General features: G+C 60.0%; 12 protein-coding genes. All 12 read left to right on the top strand.

Going from position 1 to position 15826, the window contains the following annotated elements; all coding sequences use genetic code 11:
* The first annotated feature begins 188 nt into the window (after positions 1-188).
* The 12 genes from ACYVI2_RS14685 to lpdA all read left to right on the top strand — a co-directional run bounded on the left by ACYVI2_RS14685 (position 189) and on the right by lpdA (position 15457).
* Positions 189-1145, top strand: coding sequence for a tripartite tricarboxylate transporter substrate binding protein (locus ACYVI2_RS14685; protein WP_415822336.1), 957 nt, complete (start codon positions 189-191; stop codon positions 1143-1145).
* A gap of 190 nt (positions 1146-1335) precedes the next feature.
* Positions 1336-2256: an AraC family transcriptional regulator gene (locus ACYVI2_RS14690; RefSeq protein WP_415822337.1), complete on the top strand. Its 921-nt coding sequence runs from the start codon at positions 1336-1338 to the stop codon at positions 2254-2256.
* Between the two features lie 265 nt (positions 2257-2521).
* Positions 2522-4696: a TonB-dependent siderophore receptor gene (locus tag ACYVI2_RS14695; protein WP_415822339.1), complete on the top strand. Its 2175-nt coding sequence runs from the start codon at positions 2522-2524 to the stop codon at positions 4694-4696.
* 40 nt (positions 4697-4736) lie between these two features.
* A complete protein-coding gene (gene fepB / locus ACYVI2_RS14700) occupies positions 4737-5675 on the top strand; it encodes a Fe2+-enterobactin ABC transporter substrate-binding protein (protein ID WP_415822341.1) in 939 nt (312 codons plus the stop codon).
* A 20-nt stretch (positions 5676-5695) separates the two neighbouring features.
* Positions 5696-6754: a FecCD family ABC transporter permease gene (locus ACYVI2_RS14705; RefSeq protein WP_415822342.1), complete on the top strand. Its 1059-nt coding sequence runs from the start codon at positions 5696-5698 to the stop codon at positions 6752-6754.
* On the top strand, positions 6751-7827 hold the full coding sequence (locus ACYVI2_RS14710; protein ID WP_415822343.1) for a FecCD family ABC transporter permease: 1077 nt from the start codon (positions 6751-6753) through the stop codon (positions 7825-7827). Before ACYVI2_RS14705 ends, ACYVI2_RS14710 begins: the two co-directional genes overlap by 4 nt.
* Positions 7824-8684: an ABC transporter ATP-binding protein gene (locus tag ACYVI2_RS14715; RefSeq protein ID WP_415822344.1), complete on the top strand. Its 861-nt coding sequence runs from the start codon at positions 7824-7826 to the stop codon at positions 8682-8684. The genes ACYVI2_RS14710 and ACYVI2_RS14715 overlap by 4 nt, the downstream gene beginning before the upstream one ends.
* Positions 8685-8736: 52 nt before the next feature.
* Positions 8737-10047: an NtaA/DmoA family FMN-dependent monooxygenase gene (locus tag ACYVI2_RS14720; protein ID WP_415822345.1), complete on the top strand. Its 1311-nt coding sequence runs from the start codon at positions 8737-8739 to the stop codon at positions 10045-10047.
* A gap of 245 nt (positions 10048-10292) precedes the next feature.
* Positions 10293-11525, top strand: coding sequence for a 3-methyl-2-oxobutanoate dehydrogenase (2-methylpropanoyl-transferring) subunit alpha (locus tag ACYVI2_RS14725; protein ID WP_415822346.1), 1233 nt, complete (start codon positions 10293-10295; stop codon positions 11523-11525).
* 2 nt (positions 11526-11527) lie between these two features.
* The gene (locus ACYVI2_RS14730) at positions 11528-12571 is read left to right on the top strand and encodes an alpha-ketoacid dehydrogenase subunit beta (protein WP_415822348.1); all 1044 of its coding nucleotides are present in this window, start codon (positions 11528-11530) and stop codon (positions 12569-12571) included.
* Position 12572: 1 nt separating this feature from the next.
* Positions 12573-14060, top strand: coding sequence for a dihydrolipoamide acetyltransferase family protein (locus ACYVI2_RS14735; protein ID WP_415822350.1), 1488 nt, complete (start codon positions 12573-12575; stop codon positions 14058-14060).
* Positions 14060-15457, top strand: coding sequence for a dihydrolipoyl dehydrogenase (gene lpdA / locus ACYVI2_RS14740; RefSeq protein WP_415822351.1), 1398 nt, complete (start codon positions 14060-14062; stop codon positions 15455-15457). Before ACYVI2_RS14735 ends, lpdA begins: the two co-directional genes overlap by 1 nt.
* The last annotated feature ends 369 nt before the right edge of the window (positions 15458-15826 follow it).

Here is a 15826-nt window from a genome sequence, read left to right on the forward strand (position 1 = left end):
GTTTGGCGATAGAAAGCCGGTCTTCAATGCGTCAACATTCAAATAATAAATAGCGCAGATAGAAAGCTCGGCCGTAGATATTTGTCGACTGAAGCGTGCAGCCGCATTTGCCCTTTGGCTGCACTCGTCAATGGTATTCACGACGGTACGCGGACCCATATCTGACGTGCATCTGTGGAGACCAAAAAATGAACTTCCGTCACGTGATTCTCGGATGGTCCTGCCTGATGGCGGGGGTTGCTGCCAACGCCGAGAGCGTCACCTATCCCACGCGATCCATATCGATGTCCGTACCCTACGGCACAGGCGGATCGACAGACGGCGTAGCGCGCAAATTTGCCCAGCTGCTAGAAGCCGAGCTGGGACAGCCTATCATTGTCCTCAACCAGCCCGGCGCATCCGGCACACTGCAACTGAGCAATCTATCTCGCGCCAAATCCGATGGATACACGATCGGATTCTATTCATACAGCACCGCCACTTTTACGTCGCAACTATTGAAGGTTCCCTATACCAGGGACGATTTCGAGTTGCTCGGTGGTGTGGCGGAATTCAGCTACGGTATCGTCGCTGCACCGGAGTCGCCCATCAACAATATCCAGGATCTGGTGAAACAGGCGACATCCGGCAAAGGCGTTTTCTATGGTGTGACGGGTGCTCCGAATAATTTTCCTTTTCTGCAGCTGCAGAAAGTCACCGGAGGCCAATTTGATCAAGTGACGTACAAGTCGTCGGCAGAATCTATCAATGCCGTTTTGGGAAAATACGTCGATGTCGCGCTGCAAGGCCCCTCGGAATACAACGAACTCGTCAAGGCAGGAAAGCTGAAAGTCATCGCCTCTGCGAGCAATTACCGGCTGCCGTGGTTTCCGGATACGCCAACTATCAAAGAACAAGGTTTTGATTTCGGTATCACGGGCATCATCGGCGTTGCTGCGCCCAAGGGCATTCCCGAGGACGCGAAGGCCAAGCTCGAAGCGGCCATCCACAAAGTCGTCTCCAGCAGCGAGTACGGGCAATACCTGGTGGACCGATTCGGAATCAAAAGCTATCCCGCAAGCGCGGCGGAATTCTCAAAATATATAGACGACGGGTTTCCGATCATGAAAACCATGATTCAGACCTACGATATTCAGGGCCTATGACGAAGTGTCTGCCCGGCACTGCTCAAAGCGTTGTATAGTAATGATTCTCATTTATTTGTTGGTTGAGTAAACCCGGCTATCCGGGAGGGATTCATTACTACAGTTGCCGGCATGCCAACTGCCAATGACACCTTGTGTGTTTCGTGGGCAGTGCGTGCGCTTGAGAATTGCCTTAGAGGCCATGACACCCATGCTGACCGCCCGTGAACGTACTAGCGACGAATTACGACACTTTCGCGTCATACGGCCAGGGTTGTCGCTGCATTTTGGCACCGAGGTCCAATGCGAAGAGTCAGTAGGGAATGCTGTCGTTCACGACAACATCCGGATCGTGCTGTTACTGGAAGGCGTCATCGATGTTTCTTATGGCCGCAGCCATATCCAGCTTTTTACGCCGCATCTGCCGGACCGCGGCCAACGTGGCCAGAAGCAGGATGCGGCCATCGTCACGATACGGGAGCCAGAAGAGTGCAGGCGGGTCGTGCGCCAAGGCGACAGCTCGCGGCGCATCAGCATCGGTCTTAGCAAGCAGTGGCTGGAGGAGTCTCTATGCGAGGGCATAGGTGACGAGGCGGTATACCCGTTAGGGGACCATCTGGACACTCGTATCTGGAACGTCTCTCCTCGAGCACGGATGCTCGCCGAGCAGATGTTCCATCCGCCTTCTATGCCGCACCACATTGCTGGCATGTATCTAGAGAGCCGGGCAATCGAACTCATTGTCGAAGCCCTTTCGGTGACTAGCTCAACCTCGGTACACGCGCCATCTGCCGACACGATGCGGCCAAAGACATTTCAACGGATGCGCGATCTCAAGGCATGGCTGTGCGAGAACAGTTCAGCCTCATTGAATATCGATCAGATCGCTCGGCATATGAATACGACCGCCACGACACTGCAGCGCCATTTTCGGATGGCGTACGGACAGACCGTGTTCGAGTTTCTGCAATGTCAACGTCTGAGGCAGGCGCGTCAAGCGCTCGAATGCGACGACTCAAGCGTAGAACAGGCCGCGACGCTCGCCGGCTATACCAATGCGGCAAGTTTCGCCACAGCTTTTAAACGGCAATTCGGTTTGACGCCCACGCAAGTGCGTCCCGGGCGCCGTTGAGCCTGTTTGCTGATCCTGGGCGATCGATCATCTATTAGAAGGGAAGCGGCAGATTGCCGCTTTGACGAAGATTTGCGCTGTCTTCACGAAGGCGCATCCGGCCGATTACTGGGAAAATTGAAAATGAGAACACGTCCCATTAACAAATAAAGTCTTTCCCGTGAAGATATTTTCCTCAGCGCCTCCGTCGATCGGCCCTACCGCTCCTGCAGCCCCCTCTGGCTCAGCCAAAATCGTCAGACCAGACCCTTGTCGCCTCGCTCGCATGGTGCCCAGCGCGCTGCTGTTCATCACGCTGGGCAATAATGCCTGGGCGCAATCCGCTATCGCTCCCACGGACTCAGACGTCGCGACGATGGACGCCGTCACGGTAAACGCATACCGGGCAGCGGAAACCATCGGCGGTTCGACCAAGACCGACACGGCGTTGCTTGAGGTGCCGCAATCGGTGTCGGTCATCGAGCGTGAGGAAATGGACGCGCGGGGCGTCAGCAACCTGAACGAAGCTACCCGCTATACGGCAGGGGTATTGCCTGAAAGCCAGGGGATCGATAACCGTGTCGATGACTTGTACATTCGCGGTTTTGATGCCGGCAGCTTTGGCACCAACGTGATGCTCGACGGGCTGCGAGCACCATCGGACAGCAACCTGAGCTGGAACCGTACTTCCTTCAATACCTGGAATATGGAGCGCGTGGAGGTGCTGAAGGGCCCGTCCAGCGTTTTATACGGGCAGCTTGCGCCTGGCGGCATCGTCAATCAGGTCAGCAAGATTCCAACACTGGGTCAGGAACAAGTCGTGCGATTGCAAGTGGACGGACACGGCCGACCCCAGACCTCGTTTGATGTGGGCGGCGCTAACGACAACGAAAATCTGCTGTGGCGGCTCGTTGGGCTCTATGGCGACGGTGACACGCAGATCAAGCATACCGACCATGAGCAGTGGTTTATCGCGCCCAGCGCCACGCTGCAGTTCAACGACAATCGATCGCACTTGACGCTGTTGGGAATGTTTCAGCGTGATCGCGGCGGCAGCACGTTTCAATTTCTACCGTACGAGGGGACGGTGGTCCCGGCGGCTGACGGTTATATAGATCATGACACTTTCCTGGGCGAGCCGAACTGGAACGTGTACAACCGCGATATCTGGACGGCTGGCTGGCAGTTCGAGCATCAATTCAACAATAACTGGAAGTTCAACCAGAACGCCCGCTACACGCATGTCGATTCGTTATATCGCGCCACAGTGGGCAACGGCGTGCGCGGTGCGGCGCTCACTCAGCTCAACACGCTGACCGATGGACATATCCTCAATCGGCGCGCCGTACAGGGCGAAGGCGATTCAGATGCGCAGACCATCGATAGCCGGATCGAGGGTAAATTCGATACGGGGGCGCTGGCACACACTGTGCTGGTCGGCTTCGACTGGCAGAAAACCAACTGGACTTTCCTGCGCCAGGCCGCACAGGTGTCGCCGACTGCCATCGCGATCGACGTCTACGATCCGGTCTACACCTACTACGACTTTGAGCCGACGCTGGCCAGCCAGATGTCGACGCGAGAAACCGATGAACAGTTTGGCCTTTATCTGCAGGACCAGATCGCTGTGGGCAAATGGCGCTTCACGTTGGGTGGCCGTCAGGACTGGACCCGCATCGACACTCTCGATCGTCTGACCGATACCCGCACTATTACCAAGGACAGCGCGTTTACGGGACGGGCGGGGGTGACCTATCTGTTCGACAATGGGCTTGCGCCGTATCTCAGCTATGCCGAATCGTTCCAGCCTACGGGCGGCCTCAAGCGCGACGGCAGCAGTTTTAAACCGGTGACCGGCTCGCAGTGGGAGGTGGGCGTAAAGTACGAGCCGCGCAACATCGACGGCATGATTACGCTCTCGGCCTATGAGCTGAATCAGGAAAACGTGCTGACCGCTGATCCCGAGAACCAAGGGGACGAGGCGTATCAAGTCCAGACTGGAAAGGTACGCGTACGCGGTGTCGAACTGGAAGGCCGCATCACGCCTTTGCGTGGCTTGAGCGTAATCGGCGCGGTCACACGCATGAGTTCCAAGGTCGTGCGCAACAACGACGGCTACACCGGCAATCGTATGGTGCGTGTGCCGGATTGGATGGGGTCGCTATGGCTGGACTACACCATCCAGAGCGGCCCGCTGCGCGGCCTGGGCATGGGGGCGGGTGTGCGCTACGTGGACGAGACCTACGGCGATCTAGCCAACAACTTGCGTATCCCGTCCTATACCTTGTTCGACGCGGCGTTGCGCTATGACGTGGGCAAGATCGGGGACATGCATCTGGACCTGGCTCTCAATGCCAGCAATCTGGCAGACAAACGCTACGTGGCTACTTGCACGGCGGCGACCTCGTGCTACTACGGTACGGGCCGTAGCGTGATGGCTACCGCCAGGCTGAGTTGGTAGTGTGCGCATGAGCTCTGGTACTGCGTTTGCAAGGCGTCGCATGTTGTTGTCAATAGCATGGCTCGGTATGGTTGTACTCGAGTTGGCGATCTTTGCTGGTGATGCCTTTGGGGCCGGAGATGATTGGCCGCGCCGGTTTCACAATGCCGATCACACCATCACTGAATTACCGGGGCCGCCCAGGCGCATTCTGTCTACCTCTGTCACCGTGACGGGTACCTTGCTGGCAATCGGCGCACCAGTAGTGGCCAGTGCTTCGGCTGCCAACGGCAAATTCTTTGCGCAGTGGGCTGACGTGGCCGAACAGCGCGGTGTGGAAAATCTTTGGCCTGCGGGCGGTGTAGATCTGGAGGCGGTATATGCTGTTGCACCCGATTTGATCGTCGTGTCTGCTACCGGTGCAGATTCTGCGCGCGAGCACCTTGCGCGCTTGCGCACAGCCGCGCCCACTATTGTGGTGGATTATGGACGGCAGAGCTGGCAGGACTTGGCGCGCGAGTTGGCACAGGCCATGGGCCTGGAGGCGCAGGCTGCCCAGCGCATTGCAGAATTCGATCGCCATGTGGCTCAGGCTCGCGACAGGTTGGCGTTGCCCGAAGGGCAGGTGAACGTCATCAGCTATAACGGTCCGGGCACCAGCAATCCCATCGCTACCCGCGACGGTGTGCATGGTCAGTTGCTCGGTTCGTTGGGCTTCGATGTCGAACGGCCGGACCCGAGTTGGCACAGTACATCCGATACGGCGAGCGACTTTGTCTGGGCGCAGTACGAGTTTTTACCTCAGCTCAAGGCGTCCACGACATTTTTGCTCCGCGCCGACGATAGTAGAACGGCCGCGATGCTCAACGATCCTGTTCTCGCCAATTTGCCTTCGGTGCGTTCGCGGCAGGTCTATGCGCTGGGCCTCCATGCGTTCCGGATCGACTATTACAGTGCCAGCGAATTGATCGATCACATCGTACGTCTGTTTGGCCGTTGAGAGATGTCGAGGAGCGAATCATGCAAACTCCAGTAAGACTCGCTCCAGGCCTGCCCGCCGTCGCGAATATCCGCATTGAACGGCAGCGTGCGCGTTTGCTCATCCTGTCTGCCGGACTCGTGGCGCTAGTGCTGCTGAGTGCAATCAGTCTCATCGTTGGTGCACAGGAGGTTGAACCGCACACGGCTTGGCAAGCTATTTTCTCTTTTGACAGTTCCAACAACGATCATCTGCTGCTGCGGCATCTGCGGATACCACGCGCCTTGCTCGCTATGGTGATCGGCTGTGCGCTGGGTGCGGGTGGGGTGCTGATGCAGGCCCTCACGCGCAATCCGCTGGCTGACCCAGGACTCCTGGGCGTGAACGCAGGTGCAGCAGTCGCCATCGCTGCCGCTATTGCGGCCTTTGGTGTGACTGGCATCAGCGGTCAATTAGGCTTTGGTTTCGTGGGAGCTGCGCTTGCCAGCGTGGCGGTCTATTTGTTCGGCGGCATCCGTCAAGGTTTTGATCCGCTGCGCATGGTGTTGGCGGGTGCGGCGTTATCTGCGGTGTTGCTGGCTGTCACGCAGATCATCACCATCAACAGTGATAACGCGGTCTTCGATCAGTTCCGTCATTGGGCTGTCGGCTCGTTGCAAGGACGTGGCTACGCTGTACTGAGGCCCGTCTCCGTAGCAACGGCGGGTGGTCTGGCGCTCGCTTTCGCGCTGGCGCGGGGACTGGACGCGGTGGCGCTGGGCGCGGAGTTGGGTATGGTGTTGGGTGCACGTCCGGCAATCGTGTGGTTGAGCTGTGCGACAGCCATTGTGCTGTTGGTCGGGGCGGCTACGGCCGCTGCGGGGCCCATCGTCTTCATTGGATTGATTGCGCCCCATTTGGCTCGCCATGCCGGAGGACCGGACCATCGGTGGCAGTTGTGTTTTTCGATGCTGATTTCAGCACTGCTCGTTCTCGCTGCTGATGTGTTGGGGCGTGTGATAGCGCGTCCCGACGAGATTTCTGTGGGCATCCTGTCGGCGCTCATTGGCGGTCCGGTGTTCGTGGCGTTGGTCAGACGGCGCAGGCTGGAGGTTTCATGACGAGGACGCCGCATCACATCACTACACAGCGTGCCTGGCGTGTGCAGGGCTACAGCGTTCTCGTACAGCCCCGGATGTTGGTTGTCCTGTTGGTTCTGCTGGCCGTGCTGCTGACCCTGGTTGCAGCTGCGCTGAACGTCGGGCGGACTGGCATGAGTCTGCCGCGACTGCTGCAGGTGCTTTTCGAACCACAGGTGGCTCTTGCAGGTGAACAGATGGTCCTGGACGTCCGCCTGCCTCGAGTGCTGACGGCTTGTTTTGTAGGCGCAGGACTGGGTGTGTCCGGGGCGGTGTTCCAGTCCATCACGCGCAATCCCTTGGGGTCGCCTGACGTCATCGGTTTCACGACCGGGGCGGCCACGGGCGCGCTGCTACAGATCGTGCTCTACGGTCAGTCTGCGTTGGGTGTGGCGATGGGAGCCATGATGGGTGGACTGGCCGCGGCTATGGTCGTCTATCTGCTGTCGGTCAGGAATGGAAAGGCCGGTGGACGCAGACTGGTGCTGGTGGGCATCGGGGTCGGCGCCGTTCTGCACGCACTCAATGGACTGATGCTGGTCAAGGGCGAGCTGGACAATGCCGTGATGGCGAATCTGTGGCTGGCCGGCACGCTCAATGCGCGCAGTTGGACCCATGCCTGGCTCGCCATCTCAGGTGTGGTGCTGTTCGTGCCGTTCGTGCTGCTGTCGGCGCGCCGGCTGGCGATGATGGAGATGGGCGACGAGGTCGCCAGTCAGCTTGGTATACCGGTGGAACGTATGCGCTTGGCCATGGTGTTCTGTGCGGTCATGCTCGCTGCGCTCGCGACTGGGGCGGCTGGCCCCGTGGCTTTTATTGCGTTGGCAGCGCCCCAGCTCGCCCGTCGCCTGGGCCGGGCCCAGGGCCTGCCGGTCGCGGGGGCGGCCCTGATGGGTGCCTGTTTGCTGGTCGGCGCGGATCTGCTCAGTCAATGGCAACCTTTGCGTCTGAACCTGCCTGTGGGCAAGGTGACGGGGATGCTGGGGGGGCTTTATCTCATCTGGTTACTCGCGGCTTCGTCCCGCCGTGGCCGTTTTTCAGGAAGCCAGACATGAAGCAGCAAGCCATACAGCGTGGCGACGAAGAGATACAGCACAGTGGTCCGGTGCTCGTAGGACAGGGGTTGAAGCTTTCCTACGATTCCCGGCTTGTCTCCGCAGACTTGGATGTCACGATACCGCGTGGCCGAATCACTGTGATTGTCGGTCCCAACGCGTGCGGCAAGTCGACACTATTGCGCGCGCTATCGCGGCTGCTGGCGCCGCGTTCCGGCCAGATTGTCCTGGAGGGCAAGGACATTCGACACTACCGTGCCCGGGAGTTGGCGTGCAAATTGGGGCTGTTACCTCAGTCGTCGGTTGCGCCGGCCGGTATCTGCGTCGCCGATTTGGTCGCTCGCGGCCGTTATCCTCACCAGACGCTGTTCCGGCAATGGTCCACGGTGGACGAGGCTGCGGTGTGGCAGGCCATGGCTGATACCCGTGTGACGGAACTGGCGGACCGAGTGGTAGACGAACTCTCCGGCGGTCAACGCCAGCGCGTCTGGCTCGCCATGGCGTTGGCCCAGGATACCCCCGTCATGCTGCTGGACGAGCCCACGACTTACCTGGATATTGCTCACCAGTTTGAGGTGCTGGAGTTATGCAAGCGTCTTAACCGCGAAGGCGGCCGTACGTTGGTCATGGTGTTGCACGATCTCAATCAGGCGGCGCGCTATGCCGATCATCTCGTCGCCATGCGAGCCGGCGCGATCCAAGCGGCTGGCTCGCCCGGCGAGGTGCTCACGCCATCTCTGGTCGAGCAACTCTTCGGTATTCGCTGCCTTGTCGTACCCGATCCGGTGACCGGTACGCCGATGGTGGTCCCGGTAGCTCACGTTTCGCATGCAGGCGACGCGCCAGCGTGCGCTTGAAGCCGCCGCAGGACCCGCACGCATCTCATCGACACGGAAAGGAATCTTCACTATGTCTGATCGGAAACCCTTGTGTATCGGGCTGTCCCTCGCCACGACGTGGCTGACTGGCAACGGTTGGCGTCGGCCCGATAGCTGTGTGGAAGATACGTACTCGGCAGCTTTTTACGCTGACATCGCCAGGCGGGCGGAGGCTGCACACCTGGACTTTCTGTTCCGGCCCGACGTGCTGTACCTGGACCCGCAGGTGCTGGACCGTTCGCCTGGTTTCAGCAGCCTGGACCCCACGGTCCTGCTGTCCGCCATTGCGCCCGCGACCAAGCGCATCGGCTTGGTAACGACGGCTGCAACCACGTTCAACCCGCCCTACGTGGTCGCCCGCCAACTTCAATCGCTGGACTGGATCAGTGAGGGCCGTGCAGGATGGAACATCGTGACGGCGCTGGACGGCAGCCGCAATTTCGGTGATGCGCCCATGCCACCTTCCGAAGAGCGCTATAGCAAGGCATTGGAGTTCACTGAGGTCGTGCAGCAATTGTGGCGAAGCTATCCGCGCGAGGCACTGCTACTGGATCGCGCTGAGGGCAAGTACGCCGATCCCGCGCTCATTCGAGCGATCGATCATCATGGCGCGTATTTCAACGTACAAGGACCGCTAAACCTGCCAGCCCGCGGAGCGGGCCGTATTCCTCTGTTCCAGGCGGGCGCGTCGGAATGGGGCCGTGACTTCGCAGCGCGCGTCGCCGATGCGGTTTTCGCTGCCACTCCGGATATCGCGGCTGGCGCCGAACTGAGACAGGATCTGCGTGGCCGTGCCACCGCACACGGCCGCAAGCCTGATGCTGTCCGCATGTTGCCGGGCCTCAGCCTGTATTTAGGCAGGACTGCCAGTCACGCTCGCGATCTTTATGAGGCCACGCAGGGCCGAACGGAGGAAGCTCACAAGCTGGCGTATATCGAACGCATGCTGAGCATCGACGTACGCACGCTCGCACCGGACCAGCCGTTGACCTACACCATGTTGGGTGAGCCCGGGGTACCTATGCGCGGCCAGACGCATGTGGACCTGCTGCGTCGCCTGGTGATGCGTGAACAGCCGACGTTGAGGCAACTGCTGCAGCGTCCAGAGGTCTGTAGTTCGGCACATTGGCAGATAGTGGGCACCGCCGAGGACGCATTGCGCGAGATTGTCGCGCGCGTCGAGGCTGGCGCTGCGGATGGCTTCATTGCCTTGCCGGGCGGGGCCGCGGAGTCTCTGGACCTATGCCTGAGTGAACTGGTTCCTATGCTCGCGGCGCAGGGATTATTTCGTAAGCAGTACTCAGGGGAAACGCTTGCCGATCATATGGGAATCGTCCCCTGAAAACGATCGCAGCGGACATGTCGGGCTAAAAGTACGTCGTAACGGATAATCCGGCCCGCGGAAAACCCTGGCCCGTTCATCTCCACCAGCTCGGATTCGTCCTAGCTTGTGCTAATCTGCTTTCTGCCAGACGCGTAGCATTACCCCGCGCGCGATCCGGTGGCGGTCTGGTGCGCGGTTACCCCCTCGCATCCGGCTATTGCAGAGCAAGAACGCATGACACGATCGAGCGTGGAGACAACATCATGAGCCAATATGGCCCGCTAAAACTGCACGTCCCCGAGCCCACCGGGCGCCCGGGTTGCAAGACCGATTTTTCCTATCTGCATCTGTCGCCTGCGGGCGACGTTCCCAAACCCCCCATTGATGTCGCGGCTGTCGATACCGCCGATCTGGCCTATCGTCTCGTGCGCGTGATCGATGACGAGGGGCATGCCCAGGGACCCTGGGCGCCGCAGATGGACGACGATACGCTCCGCGCCGGGATGCGCGCCATGCTCAAGACGCGCATTTTCGATTCCCGTATGCTGACGGCACAGCGGCAAAAGAAAATCTCGTTCTATATGCAGAGCCTGGGCGAGGAAGCCATCGGCTCGGCGCATGCGCTGGCCCTGGAGCAGGGCGACATGTGTTTCCCGACCTATCGTCAGCAAAGCATTCTGCTCACGCGCAATGTGTCGCTGGTCGAGATGATGTGCCAGCTGATGTCCAACGAGCGGGATCCGCTAAAGGGACGTCAACTGCCCGTCATGTATTCCAAGCGTGACGCCGGGTTCTTCTCGATTTCAGGCAACCTGGCTACGCAATTCATTCAAGCCGTCGGTTGGGCGATGGCGTCGGCAATCAAAGGCGATACGCGTATCGCGTCAGCCTGGATTGGCGATGGTGCGACGGCGGAGGCCGATTTTCATACGGCATTGACATTCGCTCACGTATACCGCGCGCCCGTGATTTTGAATGTGGTCAATAACCAATGGGCCATTTCGACTTTTCAGGCGATAGCGGGTGGGGAAGGCACAACGTTTGCGGGGCGTGGAGTAGGCAACGGGATTGCCTCGCTGCGCGTGGACGGCAACGATTTCCTGGCCGTATATGCCGCCTCGCAATGGGCGGCCGAACGCGCGCGCCGCAATCTGGGGCCGACCTTGATCGAGTGGGTCACGTATCGGGCGGGGCCGCATTCCACGTCGGATGATCCGACGAAGTATCGGCCGGGCGACGACTGGAGCCATTTCCCGTTGGGAGACCCGATTGGCCGGTTCAAAAAGCATTTGATCAGCCTGGGCATTTGGTCGGATCAACAGCACGACGCCTTGAAGGCAGAGCTCGAAGCCGAGATTCTGGCGGCACAAAAAGAGGCCGAGAGTTTCGGCACGCTGGTCGATGGGCATGTACCCAGTGCGGCCAGTATTTTCGAGGATGTCTACGAAGAAATGCCGGACCATTTGCGCCGGCAGCGCCAAGAGCTGGGGGTCTGATCATGGCAAACGACAAAAATATAGGTCCGGCGACGACGTCGATGACCATGATCCAGGCATTGCGTTCGGCCATGGATGTCATGCTGGAGCGTGACGACAATGTGGTGGTGTTCGGCCAGGACGTGGGTTATTTCGGAGGCGTGTTTCGCTGCACCGAGGGTTTGCAAGCCAAGTACGGTTCATCGCGTGTTTTTGATGCGCCCATTTCAGAGGGCGGTATCGTCGGCGTCGCGGTAGGCATGGGAGCGTATGGGCTGCGGCCGGTTTGCGAAATCCAGTTCGCCGATTATTTTTATCCCGCATCGGATCAGATCGTCTCCGAGGCGGCGCGGCTGCGTTATCGTTCGGTGAATGAGTTCATCGCACCGATGACGATCCGCATGCCCTGCGGGGGCGGTATCTATGGCGGGCAGACGCATAGTCAAAGTCCCGAGGCGATGTTCACCCAGGTTTGCGGCTTGCGTACCGTGCTGCCCTCTAATCCGTACGATGCGAAAGGCCTGTTGATCGCTGCGATCGAGAGCAATGACCCGGTCATTTTTCTGGAGCCGAAGCGTCTCTACAACGGTCCGTTCGATGGGCATCATGATCGTCCTGTGACGCCGTGGAACAAGCATCCGGCCAGCCAGGTCCCCTCGGGCTATTACACCGTGCCCTTAGGCAGCGCTGCTGTCGTGCGGCCGGGCGAGGCGCTGACGGTATTGACTTACGGCACGACAGTGCATGTTTCTCTGACTGCGGCTGAGGAAACCGGTCTCGATGCCGAGGTGATCGATCTGCGCACGTTGTGGCCCCTGGATCTGGATACGATAGTGAACTCGGTGCGCAAGACGGGGCGCTGCGTCGTGGTGCACGAGGCCACACGGACCTGCGGTTTTGGTGCGGAATTGGTGTCGTTGATTCAAGAGCATTGCTTTCATTACCTGGAGGCTCCTATCGAGCGTGTCACGGGTTGGGATACTCCCTATCCGCACGCTCAGGAGTGGGCGTATTTTCCCGGGCCGGCCCGCGTGGGCGCGGCATTCCAACGCGTGATGGAGGCATGACATGGGGATTCACATCATCAAAATGCCCGACATCGGCGAAGGGATTGCCGAGGTCGAGCTCGTGGCATGGCATGTAAAGGTCGGTGATACCGTGACAGAGGATCAGCCTCTGGCCGATGTGATGACTGACAAGGCGACGGTGGAAATTCCGTCGCCTGTCGTGGGCAAGGTGATCTCGCTGGGCGGCAACGTGGGTGACACCATGGCCGTGGGCGGCGAGTTGATTCGCTTAGAGGTCGAGGGCGCGGGTAATTTCAAAGGCGATGCGGCGGCTGCGCAAGCAGGTCAGACGCCAACCTCTGCGGCCGGTAGGCCAGCGGGTGATGCGAGTGTGCCTCGAGATGCCGCCGGTCAAGCTGATCGCGAGGCCAACGTTGGATCCCGGTCGTCTTCGACACCCTCGGCCGCGTCCAGCGCTGCGGCTGTATCGCGAGAGTCAGCATCACTAGGCGCGTCAATCGCTTCGAACGTTTCGCCGGGTTCGGCGGTTGCATCGGCGATGGCCGCGCGTGACACGGCTCCAGCCGAGACATCGTCTGCGTCTGGGACTGGCCGGAAATCCACCGCAGCAGCATCCGCTGTGCAGCATTCCGCGCCGTCTCGTCAACCTGGCGAACGTCCCTTGGCCTCGCCCGCCGTGCGCAAGCGCGCCTGGGATCTCGGTATCGAGCTGCGTTATGTGCATGGATCTGGTCCGGCGGGCCGTATTCTGCACGAAGACCTGGCTGCCTATGTACAAGGGCAGGGCGCAACGGCATCGGCAGCGCTGTCCGGATACCGCGAGCGCCACGACGAGGAACAGGTGCCCGTTGTGGGCCTGCGCCGCAAGATCGCGCAGAAAATGCAGGAATCCAAGCGGCGTATTCCTCATTTCAGTTATGTCGAGGAAATCGACGTCACCGAGATCGAGGGTCTGCGTGCGCAACTGAATCGCAAATACGGCGAATCGCGGGGCAAGCTCACACTGTTGCCCTTGCTGGCTCGCGCCATGGTGATTGCCCTGCGGGATTTTCCGCAGATCAATGCACGTTATGACGACGAGGCAGGTGTGGTGACCCGTTTCGGCGCAGTACATCTGGGCGTAGCGACGCAGACCGATGCTGGTTTGATCGTGCCTGTAGTGCGCCATGCCGAGTCGCTCGATATTTGGGCGATTGCGCAGGAGATTTCCCGTTTGGCCCAGGCTGTGCGCAGCGGCAAAGCCGAACGCGATGCGTTAAGCGGATCCACGATCACACTCACGAGTCTGGGGGCATTGGGAGGCATTGTCAGTACGCCCGTCATCAATCATCCCGAGGTAGGCATCGTGGGTGTGAATCGGATCGTCGAGAGGCCGATGTTCCAGCAAGGCGCTGTCGTTCCCCGCAAACTGATGAACCTGTCTTCGTCGTTCGATCACCGCGTGGTCGATGGGATGGATGCTGCGCAGTTTATTCAGGCGGTCCGCGCATTGCTCGAGCAGCCGGCCTTACTTTTCGTGGAGGCGTGATGAGCGAGACGCTGAACACAACATTATTGGTGATTGGCGGCGGCCCGGGCGGTTACGTCGCGGCCATCCGCGCCGGGCAGTTGGGTGTGCCCACCATCGTCGTCGAGGGGCAGGAGCCGGGTGGTACGTGCCTGAATATCGGCTGCATTCCGTCAAAGGCGCTGATTCACGCTGCGGGCGAGTTTGAACGCGCTCGCGAATACGCTGAGACGGCACCATTAGGGATTTCGGTGAAGAAACCCTCGATAGACATCACGAAGACCGTCGCCTGGAAAGACGGCATCGTGAGCCGGTTGACTGGTGGCGTAGCCGCCTTGCTCAAGAAAAACGGTGTGCGACTGGTGCGTGGTTGGGCGCAAGTGCTCGATGGTAAGACGGTCGAGGTCGATACGGGACAAGGCATCCAACGCATTCAGTGCGAGCACTTGCTCCTGGCGGCGGGATCCGAGCCGATGCCGTTGCCGTCCATGCCTTTCGCGGGCCGAGTGATTTCGTCTACCGAGGCGCTGTCGCCGTCATCGATCCCCGAGCGCCTGGTCGTGGTGGGCGGTGGCTATATTGGGCTGGAACTCGGCACGGTGTATCGCAAGCTCGGCGCCGAGGTCGCGGTAGTCGAGGTGCAGGATCGTATTTTGCCGACTTACGATGCCGATCTGACCAAGCCGGTCGCGGCGGCGCTGGCGAAGATGGGGATCACACTCTACCTCGGACGCAAGGTCATGGGCATGAATGCGGCCGGCGATGCAGTGCGCATACAGGATGCATCGGGAGCCGAGACGGTGTTGCCTGCAGATCAAGTGCTGCTGGCTATCGGCCGCCGGCCACGTACCCAGGGGTGGGGGCTGGAAAACCTGCAATTGAGTCGATCCGGCAACGCATTGCGCATTGACGATCAATGCCGAACGTCGATGCGTAATGTCTGGGCGATTGGCGATATCGCGGGCGAACCAATGTTGGCGCATCGTGCGATGGCGCAGGGTGAAATGGTTGCCGAATTGGTGGCCGGCCACAAGCGTCGATTTACGCCGGCGGCCATTCCGGCGGTATGTTTTACCGATCCGGAAATCGTCACGGCGGGTCTGGCGCCGCAGCAGGCTCAGGATGCCGGGTTGGATTGTCTAGTTGGTCTATTCCCGTTTGCCGCCAATGGACGGGCTATGACGCTGGAGTCGACAGAGGGCTTTGTGCGTGTTGTCGCGCGCCGTGATAACCATCTGATTGTGGGGTGGCAGGCGGTTGGGCGCGGAGTGTCCGAACTGGCGGCGGCGTTTTCGCAATCGCTGGAGATGGGAGCCGTGTTGGAGGACGTGGCTGGGACCATTCATGCGCATCCGACGTTGGGGGAGGCTGTCCAGGAGGCTGCTTTGCGTGCGTTGGGGAGGGCGTTGCATATTTAGTTGAGGCAGAGGTTTGGTGTGGCTGAGGGTGGCGTGCTTATTGGACGTCGAGCCGAGGCAATCGGGCCGTGAGGGCTTCACAAAGCCGGTCCGGCGCGCGGGCGCCGGACACCGTGTTCGCTCGTCTCGTCCGGCCCGTTCGGGCCTACCTACGACGTCCGCTCCACTCGGCTTTGAGGCGCCCCCACGGCCCGATTGCCTCGGCTCGACTCGCAGTAATTCAAGCTCATCACATTGCTGGCACGGCTGTTTTGCTTGGCATTTTTCTGCAACCGTGTTGGCAAAGAGGAAGATCTTGCGGGGCTGCTATTCGCGCGTGCCCTGCACACGCGCGAATAGCGATCGGTCCGGGCATGCGATGGGGAGGCA

The organism is Bordetella tumbae, assembly GCF_054780995.1.

Bases quoted from the DNA above. Each gene is read 5' to 3' on its own strand.
- ACYVI2_RS14695 (WP_415822339.1), top strand. From the start codon at position 2,522: ATGGTGCCCAGCGCGCTGCTGTTCATCACGCTGGGCAATAATGCCTGG.
- ACYVI2_RS14705 (WP_415822342.1), top strand. From the start codon at position 5,696: ATGCAAACTCCAGTAAGACTCGCTCCAGGCCTGCCCGCCGTCGCGAAT.
- fepB (WP_415822341.1), top strand. From the start codon at position 4,737: ATGTTGTTGTCAATAGCATGGCTCGGTATGGTTGTACTCGAGTTGGCG.
- ACYVI2_RS14690 (WP_415822337.1), top strand. From the start codon at position 1,336: ATGCTGACCGCCCGTGAACGTACTAGCGACGAATTACGACACTTTCGC.
- ACYVI2_RS14710 (WP_415822343.1), top strand. From the start codon at position 6,751: ATGACGAGGACGCCGCATCACATCACTACACAGCGTGCCTGGCGTGTG.
- ACYVI2_RS14735 (WP_415822350.1), top strand. From the start codon at position 12,573: ATGGGGATTCACATCATCAAAATGCCCGACATCGGCGAAGGGATTGCC.
- ACYVI2_RS14720 (WP_415822345.1), top strand. From the start codon at position 8,737: ATGTCTGATCGGAAACCCTTGTGTATCGGGCTGTCCCTCGCCACGACG.
- lpdA (WP_415822351.1), top strand. From the start codon at position 14,060: ATGAGCGAGACGCTGAACACAACATTATTGGTGATTGGCGGCGGCCCG.
- ACYVI2_RS14725 (WP_415822346.1), top strand. From the start codon at position 10,293: ATGAGCCAATATGGCCCGCTAAAACTGCACGTCCCCGAGCCCACCGGG.
- ACYVI2_RS14715 (WP_415822344.1), top strand. From the start codon at position 7,824: ATGAAGCAGCAAGCCATACAGCGTGGCGACGAAGAGATACAGCACAGT.
- ACYVI2_RS14685 (WP_415822336.1), top strand. From the start codon at position 189: ATGAACTTCCGTCACGTGATTCTCGGATGGTCCTGCCTGATGGCGGGG.
- ACYVI2_RS14730 (WP_415822348.1), top strand. From the start codon at position 11,528: ATGGCAAACGACAAAAATATAGGTCCGGCGACGACGTCGATGACCATG.